Annotated in this window: 23 protein-coding genes and 1 pseudogene; 10 read left to right on the forward strand and 14 right to left on the reverse strand. The window is 55.5% G+C overall.

What is annotated here, in order from left to right:
* Positions 1-17 precede the first annotated feature (17 nt).
* Both G3N59_RS11190 and G3N59_RS11195 read right to left on the reverse strand, forming a co-directional pair.
* Positions 18-2336 carry a DEAD/DEAH box helicase gene (locus G3N59_RS11190; protein WP_205982685.1) on the reverse strand — a complete coding sequence of 773 codons (2319 nt, stop codon included), beginning with the start codon at positions 2334-2336 and terminating at the stop codon, positions 18-20.
* Positions 2337-2514: 178 nt separating this feature from the next.
* Positions 2515-3477, reverse strand: coding sequence for a DUF1837 domain-containing protein (locus tag G3N59_RS11195; RefSeq protein ID WP_205982686.1), 963 nt, complete (start codon positions 3475-3477; stop codon positions 2515-2517).
* A gap of 1094 nt (positions 3478-4571) precedes the next feature.
* Between G3N59_RS11195 and G3N59_RS11200 the strand changes: the two genes are divergently transcribed.
* On the forward strand, positions 4572-5036 hold the full coding sequence (locus G3N59_RS11200; protein ID WP_205982687.1) for an AAA family ATPase: 465 nt from the start codon (positions 4572-4574) through the stop codon (positions 5034-5036).
* A 213-nt stretch (positions 5037-5249) separates the two neighbouring features.
* Here G3N59_RS11200 and G3N59_RS11205 read toward each other — a convergent pair whose 3' ends face one another.
* The 3 genes from G3N59_RS11205 to G3N59_RS11215 all read right to left on the reverse strand — a co-directional run bounded on the left by G3N59_RS11205 (position 5250) and on the right by G3N59_RS11215 (position 6881).
* Positions 5250-5777 carry a hypothetical protein gene (locus tag G3N59_RS11205; RefSeq protein ID WP_205982688.1) on the reverse strand — a complete coding sequence of 176 codons (528 nt, stop codon included), beginning with the start codon at positions 5775-5777 and terminating at the stop codon, positions 5250-5252.
* 334 nt (positions 5778-6111) lie between these two features.
* Positions 6112-6405 (reverse strand): hypothetical protein, encoded by a 294-nt coding sequence (locus G3N59_RS11210; protein WP_205982689.1) that lies wholly within the window; start codon positions 6403-6405, stop codon positions 6112-6114.
* Entirely contained in the window at positions 6402-6881 is a 480-nt protein-coding gene (locus tag G3N59_RS11215) for a DUF2778 domain-containing protein (protein ID WP_205982944.1), read from the reverse strand. The genes G3N59_RS11210 and G3N59_RS11215 overlap by 4 nt, the downstream gene beginning before the upstream one ends.
* 305 nt (positions 6882-7186) lie before the next feature.
* On the opposite strand from G3N59_RS11215, the gene G3N59_RS11220 reads away from it, so the two are divergent.
* Complete coding sequence (locus G3N59_RS11220; protein WP_074982234.1) at positions 7187-7390, forward strand: cold-shock protein; 204 nt, start codon at positions 7187-7189, stop codon at positions 7388-7390.
* 96 nt (positions 7391-7486) lie between these two features.
* Here G3N59_RS11220 and G3N59_RS11225 read toward each other — a convergent pair whose 3' ends face one another.
* On the reverse strand, positions 7487-7798 hold the full coding sequence (locus G3N59_RS11225) for a hypothetical protein (protein ID WP_124261414.1): 312 nt from the start codon (positions 7796-7798) through the stop codon (positions 7487-7489).
* A gap of 796 nt (positions 7799-8594) precedes the next feature.
* Here G3N59_RS11225 and G3N59_RS11230 point away from each other — a divergent pair.
* The 4 genes from G3N59_RS11230 (at position 8595) to G3N59_RS11245 (ending at position 10965) form a co-directional block, all read left to right on the forward strand.
* Positions 8595-9278 (forward strand): SOS response-associated peptidase family protein, encoded by a 684-nt coding sequence (locus tag G3N59_RS11230; RefSeq protein ID WP_205982945.1) that lies wholly within the window; start codon positions 8595-8597, stop codon positions 9276-9278.
* On the forward strand, positions 9275-9634 hold the full coding sequence (locus tag G3N59_RS11235) for a hypothetical protein (protein WP_205982690.1): 360 nt from the start codon (positions 9275-9277) through the stop codon (positions 9632-9634). Before G3N59_RS11230 ends, G3N59_RS11235 begins: the two co-directional genes overlap by 4 nt.
* Positions 9635-10002: 368 nt before the next feature.
* Positions 10003-10311 (forward strand): hypothetical protein, encoded by a 309-nt coding sequence (locus tag G3N59_RS11240; protein ID WP_205982691.1) that lies wholly within the window; start codon positions 10003-10005, stop codon positions 10309-10311.
* A 312-nt stretch (positions 10312-10623) separates the two neighbouring features.
* Positions 10624-10965: an H-NS family nucleoid-associated regulatory protein gene (locus G3N59_RS11245; RefSeq protein ID WP_205982692.1), complete on the forward strand. Its 342-nt coding sequence runs from the start codon at positions 10624-10626 to the stop codon at positions 10963-10965.
* Between the two features lie 38 nt (positions 10966-11003).
* On the opposite strand, the gene G3N59_RS11250 is transcribed toward G3N59_RS11245, so the two are convergent.
* The 5 genes and pseudogenes from G3N59_RS11250 to G3N59_RS11270 all read right to left on the reverse strand — a co-directional run bounded on the left by G3N59_RS11250 (position 11004) and on the right by G3N59_RS11270 (position 15684).
* On the reverse strand, positions 11004-11255 hold the full coding sequence (locus G3N59_RS11250; RefSeq protein ID WP_205982693.1) for a hypothetical protein: 252 nt from the start codon (positions 11253-11255) through the stop codon (positions 11004-11006).
* A gap of 173 nt (positions 11256-11428) precedes the next feature.
* Positions 11429-11809 (reverse strand): annotated as a pseudogene (locus G3N59_RS11255) (aminotransferase class III-fold pyridoxal phosphate-dependent enzyme); the annotation flags it as partial.
* A 401-nt stretch (positions 11810-12210) separates the two neighbouring features.
* The gene (locus G3N59_RS11260) at positions 12211-12711 is read right to left on the reverse strand and encodes an H-NS family nucleoid-associated regulatory protein (protein ID WP_205982694.1); all 501 of its coding nucleotides are present in this window, start codon (positions 12709-12711) and stop codon (positions 12211-12213) included.
* Positions 12712-12964: 253 nt separating this feature from the next.
* On the reverse strand, positions 12965-14080 hold the full coding sequence (locus tag G3N59_RS11265) for an RES family NAD+ phosphorylase (RefSeq protein ID WP_346777873.1): 1116 nt from the start codon (positions 14078-14080) through the stop codon (positions 12965-12967).
* Positions 14081-14364: 284 nt separating this feature from the next.
* Complete coding sequence (locus G3N59_RS11270) at positions 14365-15684, reverse strand: reverse transcriptase domain-containing protein (RefSeq protein WP_205982696.1); 1320 nt, start codon at positions 15682-15684, stop codon at positions 14365-14367.
* A 423-nt stretch (positions 15685-16107) separates the two neighbouring features.
* On the opposite strand from G3N59_RS11270, the gene G3N59_RS11275 reads away from it, so the two are divergent.
* The 3 genes from G3N59_RS11275 to G3N59_RS11285 all read left to right on the forward strand — a co-directional run bounded on the left by G3N59_RS11275 (position 16108) and on the right by G3N59_RS11285 (position 19575).
* Positions 16108-16788: a GntR family transcriptional regulator gene (locus G3N59_RS11275; RefSeq protein ID WP_205982697.1), complete on the forward strand. Its 681-nt coding sequence runs from the start codon at positions 16108-16110 to the stop codon at positions 16786-16788.
* A 423-nt stretch (positions 16789-17211) separates the two neighbouring features.
* On the forward strand, positions 17212-18321 hold the full coding sequence (locus G3N59_RS11280; protein WP_205982698.1) for a porin: 1110 nt from the start codon (positions 17212-17214) through the stop codon (positions 18319-18321).
* A gap of 294 nt (positions 18322-18615) precedes the next feature.
* Positions 18616-19575, forward strand: coding sequence for a substrate-binding domain-containing protein (locus G3N59_RS11285; RefSeq protein ID WP_205982699.1), 960 nt, complete (start codon positions 18616-18618; stop codon positions 19573-19575).
* Between the two features lie 341 nt (positions 19576-19916).
* On the opposite strand, the gene G3N59_RS11290 is transcribed toward G3N59_RS11285, so the two are convergent.
* Complete coding sequence (locus G3N59_RS11290; RefSeq protein WP_277397909.1) at positions 19917-20525, reverse strand: FCD domain-containing protein; 609 nt, start codon at positions 20523-20525, stop codon at positions 19917-19919.
* Positions 20526-21009: 484 nt separating this feature from the next.
* Between G3N59_RS11290 and G3N59_RS36960 the strand changes: the two genes are divergently transcribed.
* Positions 21010-21837 (forward strand): substrate-binding domain-containing protein, encoded by an 828-nt coding sequence (locus G3N59_RS36960; protein ID WP_346777874.1) that lies wholly within the window; start codon positions 21010-21012, stop codon positions 21835-21837.
* 137 nt (positions 21838-21974) lie between these two features.
* On the opposite strand, the gene G3N59_RS11305 is transcribed toward G3N59_RS36960, so the two are convergent.
* Both G3N59_RS11305 and dsdA read right to left on the reverse strand, forming a co-directional pair.
* A complete protein-coding gene (locus G3N59_RS11305; RefSeq protein WP_205982701.1) occupies positions 21975-22943 on the reverse strand; it encodes a dihydrodipicolinate synthase family protein in 969 nt (322 codons plus the stop codon).
* Positions 22944-22956: 13 nt separating this feature from the next.
* A complete protein-coding gene (gene dsdA / locus G3N59_RS11310) occupies positions 22957-24303 on the reverse strand; it encodes a D-serine ammonia-lyase (RefSeq protein WP_205982702.1) in 1347 nt (448 codons plus the stop codon).
* Positions 24304-24338 lie beyond the last annotated feature (35 nt).

Here is a 24338-nt window from a genome sequence, read left to right on the forward strand (position 1 = left end):
CGTCCTACTAGCTGCGCTCACCTCCTAAGATTTGCGCTCCGCAATGGCCTCCACTGCTTTTTGACACTGCCCCTGTCTTGGTCCTTGCTTTCCCAGATGTCAGTTACTTCCCGCGCTGCGATTCGAGACATCCCTAGGTCCATGCAACCAATCCTTGTTCCCGAACAAGCGCCGAGCTCCAAGAAGAGAGGAATAGGCGGGACATCGTTCAGCTCCACGCCGCTCTCGGCCTTAGCCGCAAGCTTGAGCAAATCGATGTAACATGCAACAAATTTCACGTATTTGAATCGAAGTTGCTCCTCAATCTGCTTCATCACTCGTTTAATAGTGTTGCCGGCAGGAACGAGGCCGTCATATCCATCCTTCTGCGCTTGTATCCGGGTCCACTTGAGCTGAAAGTCAATCATGTCATACAGCGAGCGACCCCGCATCCATGACAACGCAAACCAACCGTAGTAACGGTGGGCGCGACTTGGAATCCCCTCGATGTTTGAGTGTATGAGCGACAGAATGAACATGAGCCGCTCTTTGACCTCGCCGTATTTTTGTCGGGGATGTAAAGGTATGTGGACCTCCATATTCCCTTTGACGACCGCGTCCCTGAGCACGTCGTACATTTGCTGCTGGCGCAGCGGCGAAATCATCGCATGACGCTTCAGATGCTCTGCGGGCAACGTCACCCTGTCTAGGTGGCCCTTTACGGAGGCAACCAATTGCACTGCGGTCGAGTGCAATCCCGTCGGGGCAACGCGCCGAATCGTCTCGTCGAGAACACCTGTTTTCGCATCAGTGAACAGGCGTGCGAACACGCTCTCTGCAAACGCTGTTCGGCGAACGCCCGAGTTGTGATTGTGGTTGCGCGCAAACGTGAGCATTGATGGCTGCTCGGTCGTCAGCGCTGTCGTAAATGCTGATGTTACAGAAGTGGATGGCGGCTCGTGCGCCGGCCTGTTCTTCCAAGAATCATAGCTAACCAAGAACACATTTCCGTGCGTGTCTTTTCTGAGTCGCCCAGCTCGCCCTGCAAGATTCCAGAAATCATCTGGATTCATCGGCGTATGACTGCCTTTTTCCGGCTTGTACAGAAAGATATTGCGAGCTGGAAGATTCACTCCCTGAAGAAGCGTTGAGGTGCAGACTAATGTGTGGAGCAGGCCCTCCGAGAAATATTCCTCAATTGCTTTTGTAATGTTTGTTGGCATGTTCCCGAAGTGGAAGCCGACCCCTTGCTCAACGCAATCGGCCAGTGTGAACTCCGGATGAACGTGCTTTCTAATAAAATTGGCGAGTTCGCGTAGACGCAGTTCGGAATCATCGCTCGCGTTTCTCCTTGCTATCTCATTCGCGATGCCTTCGGCGGGATGCTTAGAAGACGCATAGACGAGGCTTTGCCCATCCACGCCCAGACGCAAAATTGCGTCGATGAATCGGTCGATTTCGGAATTTGCTTCGCTCGCAAGCAATCTGCCAATGTGCAGACGGCCCCCTTCTGGTCGTTGCAGCGTGAGTACCATATGTTCATCACGCTTAGCTTCCTCAAAGTTCACGTAGATGAGGTTCTGACGAACGGGTCTTAGCCTTGTTCCGATGTCGGCCATGCCTTGTATGCCAAGCAACCTGCCTATGGATGCCGCGCTCTGCGTTCCAGGTGTAATGAACAGAATCTTGGAACGCGGCATCCGTGTTGCCACGTCCTCAAGGCAGTTCTGCAATAGCATCCCGCGGGCACCGTCCGCAATTTGCTGCGCTTCATCGACAATCAGCAAATCGAGTGTTAACTCGCTTTGGTCGAGGGCCGTCCGAAGACGCTCTTGGGTAAACACAAACACGCGCGATTGGTGTGGCGCCAACTCAAGTCTTGTACGGGGGACGCTGCTGACCACTGGTGCATTATCCAAGTTGCCTAGAAGCCTCGACAGGTTGCCTTGTACCTCATGAATCAGCGAGCGTGACGGAACGACGTATGCAATGTCTAAAACAGCGTCGGAATTCTCCAAGGTCTCTTTAATGAAGGCTTGGACAATGTACGACTTCCCTGCCGACGTAGGTGCGCTAACACTAATGTGCTGGTGCCCATGCAGCTCGCCCCATACGTTGAACTGAAAATCTGTCAGCAGTTCCGGTTTTCCCGAAACAAAAACTGTGTTGCGTTCTCGCCTCCCGAGCTCGGACATTTCCAACTGCCAAGGCAACCTGGCCTTATCGTCAACGGTCGAAGATATGAAATCTCCGGCCGGAAAATTGCCGACGGTTGCGAGAATATGTCGACATACCACCCGCTCTTCATCCGTTATAGGCGTCGCAGCAAGACAGTACGCGATGTTCTGCGCGAGCATGAAATGGGACTCACGGCCACTCTGCGCGAATATCAATGCTGACCGGAGAAGTTTCTTACTTAGGTCTGCCGTCAATCGCCGTCGACCGTTCAGCAGCGAAATTAGGCTATCGCGCTGGAGGCAATCGTACGCTGCTCGAAAATCATCGTGCGTCGATACTTCGTCCGCCAATCGTGTTCTAAAGTCCGTCACGCAGCACCTTGTCGAACATATCCCGGAACTCCTGGACATTGGGCATTGGCAAAATAAACAGGTCGACCATCTCTAGGTCCACTCCGACCTTCTCGAGACGCTGCTTCGCGAGATTTACTGCAGGCGCGAGTTTCTTCCGGTAGTGTCTGAGAAACGTTTCTTCTGCCTCGGCCGCCTTTACGCTGTCGGGCATCACATACCCTTCGGACGTGTATGCCAGCAGGATGGCGAATCTCTCTTGGCGCCGCGTACCCTCCTCTGTCGCGAAGGGATGGAGGTACCGGAGCAGTTCTTCCTTGTAGTTTTCCGGGAAGCCGTCAAGGTCCACATGGTCAGTGGTCAATTGGAGCTCGTAACCCTTTCGGCCACCAATATCAGCAGCGAACGAGCTTACGGATTCTGACGCCGACTTTAGTGCGGCGTGAATAGTTGCGTGGACTTTGGATTCACCGAATATGACAACGAGGCTGTTTGAGTCGTCGTCCCACCGAGCGTGGACTCCATCGGCTCCGTGAACGGGCATCTGCGTGTTGGTCTTCAACCGCATCTTCGAAAGGATGATAGGGGCGTTCAGGAAGTGCTCAATGAAAGCAAACAACAGTAGTTCGCCTCCCTCCCCGGAGTCCTTCTTTCCCACGGTAGCCTTGATGAACAGACTACGAGCTTTGTCGACCAGTATCTGAGTTTCAAAGGAATCCAATCCGCTCTCTCGGTCGATTTCCTGTGCCCTTGCACGCTCCCTCTTCGTGCAACAAAAGGCCGGAATCTCAAGCTTCATCGCCTTAACAAGGGCCCCAATTGCAGGCTTCCCGCCTTCAAACGCCGGGTACAAGAAGTAAGCGGAGACCGTAGGGTCCAGCGCACTATCATCCGGAAGCCGACGAAGGCGGTTCTGGACGAGGTGCTTTCCGATAAGAGGCCTGAAGTACTGCTCGAATCCCGATTTCACCGTGTTATTCGCTTCCGTTCTGACGGCAGATGCGACCAATAGGTCGCAATCTTGAGTTGCTGTGCAGCAGGCAAAAGCCTATGCATACGTACATTATCGGACGCGCCCTGCAGTTCTTTGTTGCCAAGCTTTGCGTTCGGAGCAACGAACCACGAGAGTCCTGTGGAGAACCGAACGACAGCCTGCATCTCCGGTCGAACCGCGCGCTATTCTTAGCGCGTTACACCGGACGCGACCCACCGCGCCAAGCCATTGCACACACAACTTCAGAATGGAAATCGATGTTCATTGTGGTCTCGCGCTGTCGCTTTAGACTGCTTTGCCGCGCTGGTCGGGCGCGTGTAAGCTGAAGTATGCCCTAAACTCTGCGTGGCGGATGAGGCTCGGGTTCGCACACATGCAAAATGCATAATTAATCGAATTCCAGTGGCATTATCTGGTTAGTCGACGTTGTCGAAGGTCGATGGCTAGCGAACAACGTTCCCCCGGACTAGCGGCATTTACTATGTTGTCGACAGCAGCAGGAAAACGTTTGCGGGTCTGCGCATTTTATGTTGACGGGGATGTAACATCGGACCAAGAGGATGCATCCGAATCACTCAGCTAGCACCTGCCCCACCCTGAAAGCTTTCATATCGAAATATATTTGGCAACTCAGAGTACTTGCGCTGGACGACCTTGAGCGTCGGGGCAGGCCTCGCACGGGCCATTGTTCAAGTGTCAGCACGTACGCGAAGCGGACGGAGAGCGGCGTTGTCACTGAGCAGATTCGGACAAGAAGCCACTGGACGCGTCTTGGCATTGGGCTGTGGCGAATCCATCAAAGGGCGACCACTAGTAGTCCAAATTCCGCAGTGAAATGACATGCACTGGCAGACCGGCGTCCTACATCAGGCGGCAAGGACGTTAAGTAGACGAAAATCATGGCTACCGCAAAACAAGATTTCGAACTTTTCGTGCAGTGGCTCTACGAGCCTGGCGGAGACACTCCCGTCGAGGTTCGGCGCCTGGCCCTGCTATGTTTGTAGAATTTCGACGAGCTCGCAAATACAACGCCGCCGCGCAGCGCCCGTTCGGCCCACCTTGTCCCGCTTATGCGCGATTCGCTGCTACACGTGCAGGACGTGGCACCGGCGAAGGTCGTACAAGCCGCATACGGTACATGGCCGTGGAGGCGACTACGAAACTTCACGCTCGGGCCGTTTCGCGGCTTCCGGCTGACCGAGAAGTTCGACGTCGCCAAGCAAATCGTCCTCTTCTACGGCCCGAATAGCATTGGGAAGACAAGGCTCTGCGAGAGCTTAGAATTCGCCCTCCTAGGTGAAGTCGAGGAAGCGGAAGAGAACTATGTAACGGACGCGGGCAACATCACCGTGACAAAACGTGGGCAAGTCGCTCGTTTTCGACTTCTCGAAGATTCGTATCACGGACGTATCCGGGCAGGCCTCAGCTATGGCAAAGCGCGTCACCATCATGCCCGGCTCAAGACACTGCACGAACGTTGCGAATGCAACCTGAATGAGCCCTCACCCGTATCGACTAAGCAGGCATGTATCTAGCGGCCGATTCCGTTGGCGTGAACCCACTGCAACTCCTCTTCGAGGGAGCGCCACAGGCCCCGGGCCAAGCTTCGTAGGCGCAGGCGCCAAAGGTTGTTGCCGTCAGCGTCGACTAACGTTGACGCTGACGGCAAATATCGCATTGCATCAACGTCAGTTCGGTAATGTCGCGATGCTGCGACCACGAATTCGCCACTTGATAGTGCATCAGACCTAGCTGCCGCTTTGACCCGAATTGCGTAGCGCCTTCGCCTTCTCGATATCCTGCTTTTCCAGCGCCCGCAGTCCTACTACGACGGCATTATCAGGGCCAAGATTGCTCTCAAGCAGACCGACGGACATCACGTGCGTGTCGCAGTCATGCAATCTCGCCTTGAGCGTGCTCTCATCCAGCGTGTCTTTGCCATCACCGGTCTTCGCATCAGACCAAACCTCGCCTGACGACCAGGAACCACTTGTTCCGTCTTGTTCGATGCGAGCGTGAATAGCGTACTGTCCCGGCTTAAGTCCAATGCGCGCAGTCCAAGGGTGGTCGACGTCCCGGAACTTGATGGCACACTCCTGCACGGCTGCGTCACTGCTTTCGAGTTGGACCCATTCGGCGTCATGGGGGGCCTCAGTCTTCGCAAGTGCGGAGGCTGCGCGAGCGAGTGGGCTATCTGATGCGCTGTGGCAGGAGGTGAGAAAAAGCAGCGTTGTGGCACAATAAAGAAGGCCGAATTTCTGTTGTATCGGATACATGGTGAAAAATTGAATGTTGATATGTTTGCGAATTAACGCTGAAGGGCGTGACGTTGCGATACGGGCTCCTCGCCCCGAAGAACACCAAAAATACCGACCGTCCTAAACCAACAGAGCTTCGTGAACTCAAGGGACGCCAGCGGGCCTCACCAGACGCTAGGTAACCCAATGAACACGGCGCTCTCCTGAACCTGGCGCTGGCGCAAGAACATCGGGCATGACTTGCCCCTTCGCGACTTCGACAGGCTTCCTTCGAAACCCTTTGCTTCCCATTCCCGGACATCCGACATGATGCACAAGCACTCACGGCGCTCTTCGATGCTTATGCTCTGTATCACGCGAGCTTCTTGCTAACGCGTTTCCACGCGAGCCGGCTTAGCCAGACGACCACAACCGCGAACACCGCAAACACAGCCAAAATGAAGAGCGTGATGGCGACCGTCTGCATGTCCTCGGGGTCCGGCGTATCGTCGTGATAGACAACACGGAAGCCCCAGCGAATGACGTGCTCAAGCCACAGGGGCATCTCGCCCGTCAGCGATAACAGGCCGTTCGATATCGCCCACCCTGCGATTAGCCATACCGCTACGGACGCGACACACCACCCGAACAAAACGAGCTTCTTCATCGCACCTGCACCGTGCCGTAGGCCTTCAAAGTCGTTCCTGGAACGACCATATCAGGTGGATTCGAGCGGATATAGCTTTGCAGCCTATCGAACAGCGCGCCGGACTTTACGGTGATGCATCCATCGCTGAGATGCAGTGGCCCCTCGGGATGCAGGCGGAACGCACCGCGTTTGATGCCGCCAATCATCGTGACGTCACCACCGCGCGAGTTCCACAGCATGAACCACCTCTGACGGTCCGTACTGCCGAAGTAGCGCGCCTGAAAATCGTGGAGCCAGCCGAAGCGACCACCCGATTGGCGGTCAATCAGATAGTACGTTCCCGGCGGTAGTGCGCCGACATCCTGGTCAGCAACATCGTCAGGATTGTCCCGCCCTTTCCCGTGCCCTGAGTAGGCTTCGACCGCGCCAAAGCCTGAGCAGACCAGCGCCGAGGTCGTCTTCTTGTTGAGTGTGAATGTGCAATAAACCGGCATTGCGGTTTCTCCCACGAACTGTCGATGCAACACGCATTGCACGCCCTTTAGGGCGAGCCGTATCGTACAAGAAATACGGGCAGCACCATGCGGCGATGCGCTCGAAATGCGTGGTGGCTCACAGACGTTTTGCACATTGCATGCGCGTGTTTAAGAGGATGAGTGCGCATGCGGGCGACCGCCGACTTGCGTAATGGAAGCAAGGTTGCTCGCGAGCCGTCTATTCGCTAAATTGCTCTATGCAGCATCGATATGCGTTGGCGATAGCTTCGCCAACGTTCTTAAATTCCAGGAGCATGTAGAAAATGGCAACGGGTACCGTGAAGTGGTTCAACGACGCAAAGGGCTTTGGCTTCATCTCTCCGGATGACGGCGGCGAAGACCTCTTCGCTCATTTCTCCGAAGTGCAGGGAAAGGGATTCAAGTCGCTTCAGGAAGGACAGAAGGTGACGTATGAAGTGAAGCAGGGTCCCAAGGGAAAGCAGGCTGCTAACATTCAGCCGGTGTAACTGTCGCTGCGCTTCAACCGGCCAGTCCTGGAGAGCGCCGCACAGTCGGCTTCCATAGCGAGTAACGGCTGCAGCACGCACTCGTGCGGCGCACACTTACGAGCCCCCAGCTCGGTAGCGGCTTTTGGCGTCTCGGGCTGCATCCCCTGGCACCGCGTCGAAGGGGCGTTTGTGGTCGTAGCCAGCGTAATGCTCGTAGAGCCAGTAATGGCAGACTGCAGCGTGCGAAGCGAACGGTTCCCCTCGGGCGCTCAGAATGTTTGCCCAGTTCAGCACGTGCTCCGGACGGATGCCGGGGTTCGCATTTTCCCAGAGAAGGTCGCAAAGATAGCGGTCAGCCTCGGACGGGCTGCCTGCCACCAGCGCCGCTGGCGAGATGTCGTGCTCGATTTTCGCGTCGTTGGTCATGAGGTCGAACCTGCTCCTTCGAGACGAGGTATTTTAGGGAATGCGCCAAAGACAAATCCACCGTGTCAACGACGTTTCTGCCACGTGATAGGGCCGATTCTCTGCAGCCCCTGCATTAGCCTGCGCCGGAAGCGCCCCATAGCTCGACGAGCATCGACGACGGTCGCGTGCCCCTTCTGGAGCTGCCAATAGCCCTCCGCGGCAATCGCCTCCAGTTCCGAGATAGCGTAGCGCCCGCACTGAACTTCCAGGGCGAGTTGGCGAACGTAGTCCCGCGGATGCTTTGTCCAGATTCGCCGTAGCTCCGCATCCAGCGGCGTGAAGAAAGGCGGCAGACCATATCGGCGTCGCTCCTCACGCACAAGCCGCTCGCGGCGCCATGGTAGGTCAGGTGCCGGCGGGTCGACACCGGGCCCAGCCGCGTGCATGCGGTCCCTCTTCGTATGCTCGAGGCGGTAGACGCACATCTCGTAAGCGTACCAGTCCGAACGAGCCTCCTCATCCGTGAGCCATATCGGCGTGGGCACGAAACAGGTCTTGACCTCATCCCAGACTGCCCATTTGTATTCCCAGACCGGCTCCATCACTTTGCCATTAATGCTGTATGGATATACAGTATAGCGAGGGATGCAGGAGGTGCGTCAAGAGGAGAAGGCATAGCCGGCATCGAGCGCTAAATACCATGCGGCCGCTCGCCAGCCGGAATGCCGACTGTTTGTCGCGTAGAGTCGAAGGCAGCGCTTTATTTCACCGCGCTGGCGCTTGGAACCACGCATTCGGCTCGCCAGGAGGAAAAATGTGTACGAACTACGCTGCTGCGCGTCGCGACCGCATCTTCCGGCATTTCGGCGTGGAGCCGCCTGAGAGCCCGTGGCGCGACGAAGTCTACAAGGACTACCCCGCACCAATTATCCGGCGCGCAGAGGCTGGCCAACAGGCGGACGTCGCCACGTTCGGCATGGTTCCGCGCAAGCATATCCCACCTGGCGTACGGGTCTTCGACACGATGAACGCGCGCGCAGAGAGCGTGGGCGAAAAGCGCAGCTTCAGCGGAGCGTGGAAGCGGCAGCAGCTGTGCCTCGTGCCGTGCGAAGCGTTTTACGAGCCGAACTACGAGAGCGGGAAGGCCGTTCGTTGGCGCATCAACATGGCCTCAGGCGAGCCGTTCGCCATTGCTGGGCTATGGAGGGAATGGGACGAAGGCGAAGCAGGCACGGCGCTGTCGTTCACCATGCTGACCGTCAACTCGAACGAACACGCGTTGATGCAGCGCTTCCACAAACCGGGTGACGAGAAGCGCTCGGTCGTCATCGTGCGGCCGACCGATTACGAGAGCTGGCTCGGCAGCCGCTCGATGGACGAGGCCCGCTCGTTTCTCAACCTGTTCCCAGCGGAATTGATGCATGCGGAGCCGTGCCCCGCTCCGCCGCGCGCGCCGAAGAACAACGCGACTGCGCCTGACGTGGAAGCAGCGAAATGAACAAGTGGGATGCCGAAACGAAAGCGGAGCTACTCACGTTCCTTGTCGTCGGCCAGCTGTTCGCATTTGCGCGCAGTGGGGAATGGCTTCGGACGGACCACCTCATCGAGTCGGCCCAAATGTGGCTGAGCTCAAACGGCGCATCGTGCGATTGGCTTGTGCGTGCACAGCTCATCGACGCATGTCGCGCGCTCGCTGTTCGCGCACTCGATTTGCCATTCCCACAGACCGAGTCAGACCTTGTGCAGCTCTTCAACCTGAACCGTGGCTGGTTCCTCGACTACCGGAAACCTGTCGTCCAGCAGATTCATGCGCAGAGCGTTGCTTACATCTCTCAAGGCGCAGGCTGCGCGTGAAGCTGCGCCGATTACGTACTATGGGGACATGCAATTGCGCAACAAGATGAACCTCTTGCTCCCGACCGAGATGCTGCGAGCAGCACAATCCACCCGGGACATTCGGCTTATTGAGTCGTCTGGGGTCGTAGGGACGTTTAGCTCAGAAGAGAAAGCCCAGAGCGCCGTTTTGGAGTGGGCTCTTGTCTGGGTCGACCAGCACGGATAGTCACGGGAATCGACTCGCTGACCGCCAGATTTCGCGTAGCGCTCGTTGCTCGCCAGCCGCCGACCGCAGATGCAGGGCCGGTTTAGTTTGTTCGCTGGACACGCGCCGAGGAAGCCGTTAGCCTGAAAGCGTTTCGCGCCCCGATGTTAAGGAGCCACACATGCAAGTGAGCACCGACACCCTGGTTGAAATGTTGCGTGAAGTCGAAGCTGAGGACCCCATCGACTATGCCGACCTACCCTTTGGGGAGGAAGAGCTCAGACGTCTCGTGATGAGCTCGCTCGTAGAACGGCACAACGTCGTCGAAGAGGGTATGCCAACCTCTGATATCCATGCGCTCTATCTTCTCAGTACCGCAAAGCTTGTTCTGGAAAATACCGTGCTGCACGCTCGACTGCTCCTACTGCAAGGACAGCAAGTGGACGTTCAGTCGTTTCTCGCACCGTTCACGCTAAAGGGCCGCAGGTAGTCAACCGATACCTCTCTGTGCCAAAATTTAAAACTCGATACCTAAAGATGTCTTTAGACTTCCTTCATCAGGTAGCGCACTTCTACATCCAAGCTATCTGCGAACTGAGTTACTTTGACAATTCACTAGCGATTCGACACGCTCGTTAGCATTAGCGATAGCCTCGAAAAAGCTCGGTCTGTGAGTCCGCGTAGGCTCAATTCGCTTCAACCGACCGCAGCTAGGAATACGCCAGTTGACTTGTGTTATCCTGGCCATATACGACCTACCCTTACCTGCTCTAGATTAGCTCCCAGAGTGGAGCGCAAGTCGATGGACGAAAGAAAACGAGACAGCATAGTGGCCTACCTGCGCCGCAGGATGGCCGAGTTGGGCATCGAACCCGACGATGTAGCCGCGTCAATCGCAGCTGACCAAGAGAAAACTCGAGCGGCGCGTTACCGTGACGCTTTCGGAAATACATGGGACGGCAAAGGCGATATCCCGCAGTGGCTGGTCCAGGCCACCAGCGCGGGCCAGTCGCTCGAACACTTCGCAATCAGCAAATCAACGGAAGCCCAGCCTAAGCATCGCTCCGGCGTTGACTGGGGCAATGACCCGTTCGCGGGCAGCCGGCTCGCTACCGTCAAGACCGAGCACGTCAGAGCAGCGTGAACTCCTTACGTGCCGGCCACGGGGCATTATGAACGCCGTTAGTGCAGAGTGTGCTCGTCCTCGTCACGATAGCAGTCAATGATACCCATGCAATATGCGACGCCGATACGCACCGCAAGCGTCTGAGGAAACGGTCCTCCCGGCACCCGCATAACCTCGGCTGTTAGCGGCGCCAAGCGTGGCTCCGTTGGGTCGACGATACGACAGGATACGTCGGCTTCTCCTGACGAAACGGAAAAGACCTGCACGTGAATCTCGAGACCTTGATAAGTATCTGTGAACGTCTCCATGTCGGCCTCCGCGCGCTCTGTGCGAATCATCCTAGCACGCTATCACGAAGTTCAACCCTCGTTCGTAGAGTTAGCGCACCGGGCAATTGGGCAAGCCTCAGACAAATGCGGAATGCCGGCCATGTGGCGGGCACGAGATACAGCACACGCACGTTCGACTACGAGCGACCGGGTTCCAGCATGCTCGACGTGTTGACCAGTTGGATGACCTTGTCCGCCACCGCTGTGGCCAGCGGATTGTTCCCGAACGTGAGCCGTGTGCGCCTGGTACAAAGTGCTTCCCGATTTCGTCGGTCGTCAGTCGGTCGTCAGCATGGCGCCGATGGGTACGCCATTGCCTAGGCCCTCGCCGTCGTAAGTATGTCAGGCACAACCCCGAAAGCCATGTAGCCAAACAGCGAGCCGGTTCGACCGACGCCGGTTTGGACTTCGTCGAATATCAGCAACGCCTCGTGCTCATTGCAAGCATGACGCAGGCAATTGAGAAACGCCTGCGATGCGGGATGCGCACCGCTTTCCCGCTGAATGGGCTCCACGATAACGGCACAGTTTTCAGCATTGATGACCGAGTCAGTTGAACAGCGGTTGCTGACGTTCGCCGCAGAGACCACAAAGAACGCCGATACATATTCGACATGCGTCTATGAACGATGGGTCGAAATTACGACCGATATACATAGACTCTCCCGACCGAACGGCTATCGGGTGCGAAGCCATGCCGGGGCTCTCCTTGATGTCACAACGACGACGACCGGCGCGCATGTTGAACTGCGCGAGTCACCACTCGACCTCTGGGCGCAGGAAAACGCGGCGAGAGGATGCCACCAGGCAACTCAATTCAAGTGCCTGGCGTCCAGTGTTTTGGTCGCTGCGGCACCTTCTAATGGCAGAAGGCGGCATGGCTGCCGACGCCTCGCGAGCAGAAGCAACACGCTCCCGCTAGCTTCACGACGAGTTACGGCTTCGCAATCAGGAAGCGCGTTCGGTCTTTCGTATTTGCAATCCATGACGGTGCACGGCCCCGGCCACTCCACGTCGCCCCGCTCTTGGGGTCAGCGTACAACGCTGGTTGCGGACCTCGACGATAGTTGCCGGGCTTTCCGGCTCGCTTTACGACCGCGCTTCTGGACGACGTTGCACCTGCGACGAGAAACTTGCTCCGGTCCTTCGCGTTCGCAATCCATTGCGGCGCGCGCCCATGGCCGGTCCAGGCTGCGCCGGTCTTCGGGTCAAAATACTTCGCTGCCGATGTAGCCGACTTCGCACTTGCCGCCTCGCCAGGCTTGCGACCGCGGCGCTTTCCGACGAACGCCTCAATATCGGCAACGCTAATGCTGTGTTTGTGCATCAAGTCTCGAATTTTTTCGAGCGCCGCGGTCGACTTGGTCGAAGCCACTACCGCCGCCTGGGCCTGCAGTTTTGCAATCTTTTCCTGAATCGATTCAAGTGTTGCCATTGCGATTTCCTCTCTCTATCCACGGACTCCACGCACTATGCCATAGTGCGCAGCGATGTTAAGAAAGTTGTAGTTTGATGTTGCCAATCCCTTCCGAATTGCTCGTTCTACGTTAATCAGTGGCTAACCCTTTCCCGCTTCCAGCGTCTTTTAGTGATGCTGCGCTCCTCGCGATACAGCAGAGAAAATCCCCTCTTTTCTCAATGCAATGATGACGAGAACTGCACGTTGCACTTGAACTCAGCAGCTCGACTTAAAATTCGATTTCATCATTGCCGTAACCGTCATGCACAGTAACCAAAGGCCCTCCGCCTAGGGTATCTACGTAGTCGACAGCCGCATGTGAATACTTCACACCTGTGGTTCGCGAAAATTTTAGACTCCCTGGCACGAATTGCACTGCAAACCGCTCCTCGAGCGTACCTTGCGCGGTTGTCCGATTGAAGAGCACGACGTTCGTGCCTCCCGCGTGCTGAACAGAAGAGAATTTAACGCCATCGAACTTCTCCTCATGTACCTGATTGAGGTACTCGCCCATCATCTGAGTCATGAGATAGTCTGCCTCTCTTCCGGGAACGACAGGCTGCGAGACGAGGTGATGAAGCATATGCAAGAGCCAATGTCGCTTCAGCTTCTCGTCGTAATCAGGCTGGAACAGGCTCAGCCTGTTTATCGCCGTTGCGCGCTCCAGCCTTTCGAAATCAAGTACCTTTAGTCGCTCGATAGACTCAAGCCTAATGACCGCAACGTCGTTGCCAATGGCTGGACGAACCTCAGCCCGTGCCGTGTCTTCGTTAAGAGCAACATAAAGCGCGATGACACCTTCCGCATTCATCCTGCCTGCCTTCGCGCTCTCTGCCGGGGGCGGCCCAACTTGCGCAGCCGCATCAGCGATGACGGCTTTAATCGCCGACATTGATGCACACACACGTGCGCGGAAGAATCCGGTCCCTGCCGGCAACGCATCGACAACTAGTTGTCGTCGCCTCCCAGCGCCGAGTTCAAGCTTACCAACGTCTGCAAAAAGGTCACCAAAGAGTTCGTACGCACGAGGACTAAAGAAACGGCGACTATGCTTCAGTTCCTCCGCGGCTAGTCGCCATTCCTCACCAGGGTCGTCCGAATAGGTTGGCCGCAAGACATAGTTCTGCGTCTCGTCCCAAAGCGGACCGCCTCCGTCTTGAGGCCAATAATCGTCCAATTCAACAATCGCATCAACAAGTTCGTCGTGAAATGGGAAGTACTGAGCGGTGACCGTTTTGACGATATCAGAAAGCGACTCGCCCCTTTGAATCCATTCACCGCGATAGTCGCTCCCCGGATTGAATCGCTTCTCTTGGTCGCCAAGACGGTAGTGCTTACGCAACACGGGTTCAATGACTTTAGCCAGCGACTCGACAGTTACTGCAGAGCGGGTTCTACAGTCACATCGCACACACTTTCGCGTGACGAAGTAAGGTCGCGTCGCCTCCCCAAGGTAGGAGTCGTCGATGCACGTTTTGCAAATTGCACTTGCCATTGATAGATGAAAATGATGGTCTTGAGGAACCCGCGCCCTCATTGCGTTTTCACGCTTCTGGAAGCTTAACGGGTCTTTTTCTTAGAAGCGCCGCACATGTCAGCAATTCCACAGCTTTTAGAGAGATGCTTTGGTCAGGCCGCTTGGCTCCTGAGCGCTTTAGTCCCAGCTCGTGAAGAAACAAGCTCTATAAATTCCGGCTTAAAGACTGTGTCGTCGAGCAAGTTCATGCCGACGAGCCGTTGCCGGTCCGCCGCATCCAGTGGTTTTGTCTTTATATTCCATTGACGGCGAAATTCCTTCATTCGCCCATCGACTTCGGTATCAAGCTGTCTAAAAATGCGCTTATCTGTGCAGAACGAGAACGCAGCCCCCCACGCTCGAACGGTATTCGAGATTCTCCAATATGTGCCAAGTAACGTAGGGTCGCTCAAAAACTGCAGTGGCATCTTCGCGCGGATATTCAGATGCCGCTCGCTGTCCAATGCACTTTTGCAGAGTGCATCCACCTTCGCGAGCAACGAAGCGCGGGCAGATTTCCCTGGCGAGATAGCCTCTGGCGATACGTCACACCCCAAGAAAGAAAATCCCTTCTTTGTTTCGCCTGCAGCTGCCTTCGCCGAATCCGATTGCTTACCCCGCGTCGGTGGGTCGTATGCGTCGAGCTTGAAGTGGCTGAGCGCCAGCTTCAGCTCCTTCAACCTCTTGAATGCTTGGCTTCGATTGGGCGCAAAGATGATGAGGTCGTCGATGTAACGGACTGACATACAGTCCCCACCGTTCAGTTGCACATCGATGTCGTGCAGAAGCAGGTTGCATAGCAATGGCGATAGGCAAGAGCCTTGAGCCACGCCGCGCGACGACAAAGGGAAGATGTCCTGGTGTTCCTTCAGCTCCGCGATGTTTGCAAGCTCAACCTGCATTGCACTCTTTAACAATGCATCGAACTCTGGGTCTTCCGTGTGCTTCGTGACGATTGCGAGCAACGCGTCCTTCGGGACCTGCGTGAAGAAGTCTTTGATGTCAGTGCGAATGTAGTATGGGTAGTGCACCGCACCTTCATATGCCCGCTGGATGGCCTTCGCTACTCCACCGTCCTCGACACCACCGAAATTGAACCACTTCTTTTGCACTTCCTTCACGAACTTCATACCGCTCAGTACATCGAGAATCGCACGCTGAACAACACGTGATTTGATGGGGGCAATAACAATGGGGCGGCGTTTCGTCTTGTTGGCCTTCTTGGCCGCTACGCCACGGGCCGGTGGGAACTTGAAGTTGCCCGCAATCAACTCTTTCCGTAGCGCCACAAGGTGCTTATCGAGGGCGAGCTGGAATGTCTTTGCTTCCTCGCGAGTACTTTCGGAGGTTGAATTTAGGGCGTTCACCAAAACTGCTCGCGCAGCCTTGCGGAGATTCGGTGTACGACAAAGCTTCTTATAGAGCGGGCCCATTTTTCTGGTTCTTGTTGGGTATGGGGCCGCATTGGTTCGCTTGCCCCTCGCCCGGGAAAGTCAGTTTCCTGCGGGCGCGCCGATGCTATGGCTGACCCGTCCGGCGATACATTGCTGCACGCCGGGCGCTCCGTGCAAATTTGCGGTTCCGGTGGCCGGACCACTCAGCACGAGGCTCAAGCAAACTGCATTATTGATACCAGAATTTGTACGCGAAAACAACGTGGAGCCCCATTTTCGAGCTCAGTGGTCGATTCCGACTGATGCCCCACTCACGTCTGCTGACTCTGCGAAGAGGAAACCCGAATCTGAGAGATTTATGGCGTGCAGTATACTGAGCGGTGCGTCCCAAAATCGCCACATCCGGGCCCAGCTGCGTCGGTCTGGCCCTGGATGCGTCATTCATCGAAACAGGCTGCCTTCATGACAGATATCGAGAAAAACGTCCCTTTAGAAAAACAGGCCTACATCGCCATCAAGAGGATGGTCATTGAAGGAGAGCTGGCTCCCAATCAGCCCGTCCCGGAAAGCGTCTTGGCCAAGAAACTTGGGATAAGTCGCTCGCCAGTCAAGGCCGCGCTAACTCGATTGATGGAAGATGGGTTCGTAATTGGCGAAGCCTGGAAGGTTCCATATGTCTCGCCAGTCGACGAGAAGTACATTGATGACGTATACCAACTCCGAAAGGCCCTAGAGACACAATGTGCCGCCCAGGCGCTCAATCGCATTTCAAGTGCCGAGATTGAGCAGTTCGCCGCATTGCTCACGAGCATTCAGCCCGACTTCGATGCAGGTAACTACAGTCGCGTGCGCGACGCGTTCTTCCTGTTTCAGGACATCCTCCTGCGTAATTGCGACAATGAGTTGCTCCGAATGATGCTCGGCAAACTTCGAGACCATATCGAACGTGTTCGTCACGCAAGCCGCTCCATTGACGATAGTGAGTTCCATCACCGCGAATATTGGATTCTCAAGGACGAACTAGACGCAATGCGTGCACGCGATTCCGACCGTTTAGTTCGCATTCTTGCTGACCACACTGACGCATTCCGGGTGTGGATTGTCGAACAGTGGAAGCTCCGCAGCACCCAAAACAGCCAATAAGCACTCACCACGTCAAAGTGCACCCTGCATGCACTTTGATAATTTGTACCACCTTCTCGCAATTTTCAAAAGTGTCGGTACAAAAAACAACACCGTGTCCCTGCGTTTGAAGAGCGTGTACCGGTCGTTGGCGGGGTGATGCAAGCAAAATCGCCCCGCACTTCTCGTCCCTCCCAAGAAAGTACTTACCCTGCTTGACAGGGGAAAAATGTCTTCTGATACTGCGTCTCATCAAAGTGCATACAGCGCGCAGCATGAAGTACGCACTTATAAGGTGCGAGACTACCCTCTCTTGAATGCCGACGTCAAAAACGGCGTCCTCGCTCAATTGCCACCACCACGCAACCTTACAAAATCTTTAGTTATACAAATCTTTCACCGAAGTAGTTCACCACAACCTTCAATCACTACGAGGTAAGCGTTATGCAGAAAATTCTCTGGGCTGTAGCTCTCGCTTCATGCTCATCGATTTGTCATGCTCAGAGTAGCGTCACGCTTTATGGACGACTGGACGCGGGTTTGGAGTACGTCAGTGGGTTACAGAACGCCAACGGCTCGTCGTCTAGCCGATTTCGCGTCGAAAGTGGCAACTGGGGCGCAAGCTACTGGGGTATGCAAGGCTCTGAAGAACTGGCACCTGGCTTCAAGGCTATTTTTCATCTGGAGGAGTATTTCAGCGTTGTCAACGGCCAACTCAATACTGCCAATACGCTGTTCGACAATTGGGCGGCAGTCGGACTTGCAAGCGACGACTACGGCACAGTTCTCCTCGGCCGCCAAAGCTGGATTGCCAACGGCATCTGGGACTTCGACCCGCTCGGTCAATCGAACTGGTCTTCAGCTTCTCTTGTCCGCGGTCGCAATTGGCCTCAGCTTAACAACGTCGTCTCGTACCAGTCGCCAAAATTCGGTGGCTTTGACGTCTATGGTCAATATGCCTTGTCAAATGCGACCAACTTCAACGGGAACGGCACAACAAACCAAGGCCGGGCAGATGGCTTGCAGGTTACCTATACCAATTCGCTCTTCCAAGTGCGCGGTATCTATGACGAAATCCGCGATGCAGCGAATGGGCAACTCGACAATCCATTCACGGCTTCACGCGAATATACCGCAGCACTGAACGTTTTCCTCGCCCCATTTAAGCTTATGGCCGGTTATGAGGCCTCTCGAACTTCGGGAATGAGAAACACCGCAGTTGGCAGCCCCACCACAACCGATTTCGAATGGGGCGGTGTTACCTGGAACATAAATCCCGTCACGACCTTGACAGCCGCGGCCTATCACATCAATGCGAACAACGGCGGAGGAAATGCGACGCTGTACACCATTGGCGGCACTTACAACCTGTCGAAGCGCACTCTCCTCGACTTCCAAATCGCCACCGTCCAGAACAGTCGCACGGCCAATTTTGGACTTGACCCGAACAGTGAAGGCCCCGGCGGCGTCCAAAGCGACGGCAGCTATAACGAAAATCCGCTGCCGGGCCATGCGCAAAGTGGCGCGTACATCGGTATTCAGCACCTGTTCTGATTTTTGGCCGGCAAGAACCCCAGTCCTCTCTAGTCATCAAGAGTAATTCAGCCAAACAGGACAGTACACCATCATTTTTATTTCGCACTTCAAATTAATCATTTGATTTTTAGCAGCATTGATGTTTAAAAGATGGGATACCCGTTGGTCACAGCGGCGCCCGTCGTTTCGTCTACGCCACCGTCTAGCTCATCAAGGCGCGACGGATTTATCAGGCGAATTCGAAACCGCACTTTGATTCAGAGAACACCGCTCGACAAACTGGAAATACTCTACTCAGGACGATTCTCAGACATGAAACTCAACTACACCGCATTCGCCTTCGGAATGGCTACTGCCATCCTGTCCACGACAATGGCAAACGCCGCAGCAGATAAACGGATTGTCTTGTTGACTGGTATCGCTGGAGACCCAATGTACGTGACGATGGGATGCGGCGCTCAAGATGTCGCTAAGAAGCACGGCTACACATTCGACTCACAGGGTCCACTAAAATGGGATGCAGCGTTGCAGCGTCCCATTCTCGACTCCATCATTGCATCGAAACCCGCGGGCATTATCGTGGTACCGACCGACGATACCGCACTAACGCGCGCGCTTAAGCAAGCGCAAAGCCAGGGCATCAAAATCGCCCTCGCAGACACCCGGACGAAAGACCTGTCTGTCGCTGTGTCGTTCGTTACGGCAGATGACGACGCTGTTGGCAAATCGGCTTTTGAGGCAATGAAGAAGCTCGCACCGCAGGGCGGTGAAGTTATGAGTATCGCCGGCGAGCCTGGTGTAAGCACCAGCGATGGTCGCGTCGCAGCATTTCGGGCGGCTGCCGCTGCTGACCCGAAATTTAAAGACCTCGGCGTACAGTACGGTCAGTCCGATACCACTCGTGCAGCAAACGTCATCTCGTCGACGCTACAACGGCACCCCCACCTCGTCGGTATCTTCTCAGTCGATAGCGACGATGCCGACGGCGCGGCTGCAGCTGTCCGTCAAGCGAACCTGACAGGCAAGGTGCAAATCGTCACGGTCGACGCTGTTCCGGGACAGATTTCAGCGGTCAAGGACGGTAATCAACAGGCGCTCATTGCGCAAAAACCCTACGAAGAAGGCGCCCAAGCCGCGGAACAACTGATTGCGTCCATTGAAGGCCGCACGCCGAAGGCGAGGGTTTTGACCGATACAACAATCATCACGAAAGCTAACGTCGATACTCCTGAGGGTAAGGCGGCAGCGTATCGAACGGAATGCAGTAAGTAACTAATGCTGTAAAAGCCGGCGGCATCTTCCAACAATGCAGAAGAAATCACCAAGATGCCGTCGGCCCCTTCCTCGTTCTTTCTGGCCGCTTGACATTTGGAATTTGGCGTCAAAAACTGCGTAGTGCATACAGCATTTATGTCTTATACCGCTGCCATTCGTTTCAGCGGAAACTTGGAGTGAAGCCATGAAGCATCAAATCTACACGTTAGGCGCAGCCGTCGCACTGTCGAGCCTTTCTGACGCGCGTAGTGATGGCCGAAAACTCTCGAAAGCCGGGGTTTGGAGTCTGCTTTGCCGGATGCTCCGAGGGCACAGCTAACGAAAAGTGACCGCTCATGCTACGGGGTGGAGACGAGGCGTCGCTTCTCAAAATCGGCGCCTCGCCATTGACGGCATCGTTCAGAGCCATTGATGAGATGAATACGCATTGCAGCTCGGGCACAGTCAGCATCCCGGCTCTTGATGGCTGCGAATATGTTTGTTCGCTCATGCAGCGCCTGTTGCAAACCCAGACGCACGCCACACTCCCCCCACTGCTCGGCCGCATCACTTTGCCGGTGGACCTGCTCGAGAATTCCAACGAACCTGTGATTCCGTGTGGCATATGCGATTGCCTCGTGAAACCGGAAATTCGCCTCCACACAAGGCAACTGCTCGGTCGCTCGCTGCTGGGATAGCAGAAAAGCAACCTCGATGCGGTTCATATCCGACTCGTGAGCTCGCTGCGCGGCGAGACCAGCACAGTCCGGTTCGAACCCCATACGGACCTCAAACACTTCGAGTACATCAGCTACCGAATATCGGACCAGCCCGCGAGCCTTTTCGACAACGCCAACCGCATTTGAGACAAAGCTCCCAACTCCGTGGCGCGTCTCCACTTCCCCCTTCGCGTTCAGATGTGAAAGTGCCTCGCGAACTACCGAGCGACTGACCTGAAACGCAAACATGAGCTCGGATTCTGAGGGGAGCCTGTCGCCCCCCGGAGTGTCTCCGCCACAACCTGCTCTCGCAGATACTCAACGAGCATCCCACTGAGCGCTTTCCTCGGTCCGCTGTAGCTCATATCGGCCTCCCGGGCATCTCCCATTGAGATTGGTTCAGTCCGACTTGATGGTTTGACTGGTTGCGCTCCACACTGCATACTGCACGCAGAATTATGCAGTTCCTTGTTCCGGCGCGCAATCCATCAATAGATGGTAGCTCTCTCGCTAATGTGACCAATCAGCAGGCTTGGCGACGAACGTTAGTTGACGATGGAGACCATCATTGGCCTCAAACTTGAAGGAAGTCGCAGTTCTAGCAGGCGTAGGATTGGGTACGGCCTCGAGAGCGCTTTCGGGCAAAGGCTCCGCGTCAGATGCTGTAACGAGACGCGTGAGGGAGGCGGCAGCCACATTGAATTACCACCCTTCGACAATCGCACAAGCACTAGTGACGCGCAAAACCCGGGTGATTGGTGTTTACGTTTCTTCGCTTTTGAATCAGCGCGATGCAGCCATCCTTCAAGAGGCATCACGCATCACACGAGAAAATGGCCTGCTGCTCGCTATAGCGAGCAGCGACCCAACTCAAGCACAGGCCGAACAAGCATTACAGACGATTCATTCGCTCATCGAGCGCAACTGCGACGCGGTTCTCGTGCATTGCCCCGAACTTAACGATGAGAGCCGTAGTAGTCTCCAGAAGTCGTTCAAAGACATTACCTTCCTCGATATGCGTCCCGAGCTTTCGAGCAACGAATTCACTACAACCATCCACCTGTCGGCGGGGATAACTGCGGGACGTGTTCTGAAAGAGAAACGCCACAGGAACGTTGCTATCCTGACAAGGGGAAACACCACAGACGGCGTCGTAGTCGGTGGCTTTCTGGAAGAATTCTCGCCGTACAGGTCAAAGCTCTGCAGAGCACTTACGGTCAAAGTCAGGAACAATGTCGAGTTATCTGCTGAGATTTCCAAAATCCTCGCAGCAACCGAAACATACACTGCGCTTTTTTGTACCGACCCGCAATTGGCAACGTACGCCGCTCAATGTCTGCAGATGTCAGACGTCGAGATACCCTCAGGTATCTCGGTCCTCACCTATGATGCCTACTTCATTCTGGAGCAAAGGTTTCTCGACTCAATTCAGCCTTCAATGATTGGAATTACGCGTCAAGCAATGAGAGCGCTGCTAACCTCGCACTATTCAGCGCCCACTTTGCCGGACCCCGAAGCGCTTACTATCCACCTATCGGGGACTACGGTCGGTCAGTGCTGAGATTACACTTTCCCGTGACACGTACTAATGCAACTGCGCCCACAATTGTCCAATAGTTCTAGCTGCTCAGCACGCGAAGAAACTCGTGCCCGGTGATGTGTGATGCAACTGCCTAACGGCATTGAGCAATTTCGCCGTTATGCAAGCTGACGACATACCTTATTCATCGGCGCTGCACCCATGAGCGCGTAACGGTTAAATTCAACCAGGTCTATCGCCGCGCACGCAGTCTCGTGGATTTGAGCAGGGTCGTCCAACACCGAGAGGAACTCTCCTAGCGGGCCGGTTGTCGCAATGCCCGCAGCCTCAACCGCGGAATGAAGTACACGAATCGGTGAATAATTGTCGCGCGCATTTTCAAGTGGGATGAACTTCTCCCTAAGCTCCTCCGCAAGCTCGAGGTTGCCATCCATGAGCGCAATTCGAATAGCACTCGCCAAGGCGGGGGCCACACAGCCAGAGCCAGACGTAAACGAGCGCAGCCCAAAGTCGCGAAAGTGGTCCACTACCGGTCGCTCACCGATACCGCTGATGATAATGTCGGTTCCAATGCTTTGTACAAGCGATGACAAGACCGCGTCTTGGCGCGGGTCCTCTCGAACGATTGCGTATTTGATGGCGCAAACTGCTCCATCTTTGACCAGCGCAGTGAGGTCATTCTCCGAGATGTAGCCATCGTCCTTCAGATATGCAATCAGCGGCTTGCCGAAGGAGTCGGCCAGCTTACGTAAACCGGTCGCTACCCCCTTCGCAGACGACGGAAAACGAAGTGGGAGCACCATCGCTGTCGGGAACGCTCGCTCAGTGAGCATTGCAAGTTGCTCACGCGCCTTTCCGAAATCGGCACCTACGCCCGGAATCAGCCACTCATCCGCGTTCAGATGCGTGGAAAGGTCGTCAACAACTTGACCGAACTCGGTAACTCCAAGGTTGTAGAAGTTCGCATTGCCTCCATACATGAAAGACGTTATGCCTCCCTCCTTCATGTGATTGAGCAATGCTAGATTTTCCTCACTCGCGCATGTACCGTCGGACCGCCGAGCCAGAGGCGGAACTGCAATCACGGAACCACGCAGGTCCTTTGGCGTCACGGGACTCATCTTCATTACTTTCTCCGGCCTAAAGAATTTCGCGCCCTTTGGCGAGATAGGCATCCATCTCGGCTTCGGGGACCATACTGCCGCCAGTTGCCCACGCGATATGAGTCGCTCTCTCGAGTATTTCCGAGCTCATACCGAATCGCTGGCGATAAGTGCTTTGCTCCGGCGCTAAGATACGCAGCATCCCAGCAACACCAGCGAGAGCAGACGGCTCGAGTCGAATGCCCTCAACACGCTCTGTCAGAGCGAGAAAGCGATACAGCTCTTCGTCGTTGACCGTGTAATAGCCGTCGATGAGTCGCCGCATGGCCTTGCCCACAAACCCTGACGGACGACCGACCGCAAGCCCATCAGCCGCTGTGATGTTATCTATGCCGAAGTCCTGCACCGATACGGCATCGTGCTTTCCGGTGTAGACGCCCAGCAGCATGCAAGGCGAGTGCGTCGGCTCAGCGAACACGCAGTGCACGGCGTCGCCGAACGTCAGCTTCAAGCCAAACGCGACGCCACCAGGACCACCACCGACACCACAAGGTAAATACACGAACAACGGATGTTCTGCGTCAACTACAACCTGACTGGCTTCGAGCTGCTTCTTAAGCCGCTCTGCGGCAATTGCATAGCCCAGGAACAAATTGCGTGAATTCTCATCGTCGATGAAATGGCACTTGGGGTCCGCAGCCGCCTCTTGACGCCCCACTTCCACAGCTGCGCTGTAATCCGCGGCATGCTCGACTACTTTCACGCCATGAGAACGGAGCTTGGTCTTCTTCCACTCACGTGCATCGGATGACATATGCACAGTCACGTTGAAGCCGAGAACTGCTCCCATAATGCCAATTGACAGGCCCAAGTTGCCCGTGGAGCCCACTGCAATTTTGTATGCACTGAAGAACTCGCGAAACTCGTCGCTATCCAGCTTGGAATAGTCATCGGTTTCCACTAGCAGCCCTTCCTTCAATGCCAGCGTCTCCGCATGCTTAAGTACCTCATAAATCCCTCCGCGCGCTTTGATGGAGCCCGAAATCGGCAGATGGCTGTCAAGCTTCAGCCAAAGCAGCCCAGGTAGCTCCGTTCCTTTAAGTTTAGAAAGCGCGTCCTGCAGAAATGGGACTCCCCGAATCGGAGATTCAATAACGCCACCTACCGGCTCTGTCTCCGGGAATTTGCGTGCAATGTAGGGAGCGAAGCGCTGCAGGCGGGCGCTCGCGTCTTTGACGTCATCTGCGGTCAGCCCGACATCTGGCAACGCCTCGGCTGCTGGCGCCACTCCATCGTTGCACCACGTGACTTCCTTCAGCTTGATGAGGTCTCCAAGTAAAGGATTGCTCTCCAACCACTGCTCGATAGTCTTTCCCGCAATCATTTCTCTAGTACTCCACTTAGCACGCATACCCACCA

The sequence above is a fragment of the Paraburkholderia sp. Ac-20340 genome (assembly GCF_017104965.1).
In the GTDB taxonomy this organism is placed as follows: domain Bacteria; phylum Pseudomonadota; class Gammaproteobacteria; order Burkholderiales; family Burkholderiaceae; genus Paraburkholderia.

Bases quoted from the DNA above. Each gene is read 5' to 3' on its own strand.
- G3N59_RS11190 (WP_205982685.1), bottom strand. From the start codon at position 2,336: ATGCTCGCGCAGAACATCGCGTACTGTCTTGCTGCGACGCCTATAACG.
- G3N59_RS11200 (WP_205982687.1), top strand. From the start codon at position 4,572: ATGCGCGATTCGCTGCTACACGTGCAGGACGTGGCACCGGCGAAGGTC.
- G3N59_RS11205 (WP_205982688.1), bottom strand. From the start codon at position 5,777: ATGTATCCGATACAACAGAAATTCGGCCTTCTTTATTGTGCCACAACG.
- G3N59_RS11210 (WP_205982689.1), bottom strand. From the start codon at position 6,405: ATGAAGAAGCTCGTTTTGTTCGGGTGGTGTGTCGCGTCCGTAGCGGTA.
- G3N59_RS11215 (WP_205982944.1), bottom strand. From the start codon at position 6,881: ATGCCGGTTTATTGCACATTCACACTCAACAAGAAGACGACCTCGGCG.
- G3N59_RS11220 (WP_074982234.1), top strand. From the start codon at position 7,187: ATGGCAACGGGTACCGTGAAGTGGTTCAACGACGCAAAGGGCTTTGGC.
- G3N59_RS11225 (WP_124261414.1), bottom strand. From the start codon at position 7,798: ATGACCAACGACGCGAAAATCGAGCACGACATCTCGCCAGCGGCGCTG.
- G3N59_RS11230 (WP_205982945.1), top strand. From the start codon at position 8,595: ATGTGTACGAACTACGCTGCTGCGCGTCGCGACCGCATCTTCCGGCAT.
- G3N59_RS11235 (WP_205982690.1), top strand. From the start codon at position 9,275: ATGAACAAGTGGGATGCCGAAACGAAAGCGGAGCTACTCACGTTCCTT.
- G3N59_RS11240 (WP_205982691.1), top strand. From the start codon at position 10,003: ATGCAAGTGAGCACCGACACCCTGGTTGAAATGTTGCGTGAAGTCGAA.
- G3N59_RS11245 (WP_205982692.1), top strand. From the start codon at position 10,624: ATGGACGAAAGAAAACGAGACAGCATAGTGGCCTACCTGCGCCGCAGG.
- G3N59_RS11250 (WP_205982693.1), bottom strand. From the start codon at position 11,255: ATGGAGACGTTCACAGATACTTATCAAGGTCTCGAGATTCACGTGCAG.
- G3N59_RS11260 (WP_205982694.1), bottom strand. From the start codon at position 12,711: ATGGCAACACTTGAATCGATTCAGGAAAAGATTGCAAAACTGCAGGCC.
- G3N59_RS11270 (WP_205982696.1), bottom strand. From the start codon at position 15,684: ATGGGCCCGCTCTATAAGAAGCTTTGTCGTACACCGAATCTCCGCAAG.
- G3N59_RS11275 (WP_205982697.1), top strand. From the start codon at position 16,108: ATGACAGATATCGAGAAAAACGTCCCTTTAGAAAAACAGGCCTACATC.
- G3N59_RS11280 (WP_205982698.1), top strand. From the start codon at position 17,212: ATGCAGAAAATTCTCTGGGCTGTAGCTCTCGCTTCATGCTCATCGATT.
- G3N59_RS11285 (WP_205982699.1), top strand. From the start codon at position 18,616: ATGAAACTCAACTACACCGCATTCGCCTTCGGAATGGCTACTGCCATC.
- G3N59_RS11290 (WP_277397909.1), bottom strand. From the start codon at position 20,525: ATGTTTGCGTTTCAGGTCAGTCGCTCGGTAGTTCGCGAGGCACTTTCA.
- G3N59_RS11305 (WP_205982701.1), bottom strand. From the start codon at position 22,943: ATGAAGATGAGTCCCGTGACGCCAAAGGACCTGCGTGGTTCCGTGATT.
- dsdA (WP_205982702.1), bottom strand. From the start codon at position 24,303: ATGATTGCGGGAAAGACTATCGAGCAGTGGTTGGAGAGCAATCCTTTA.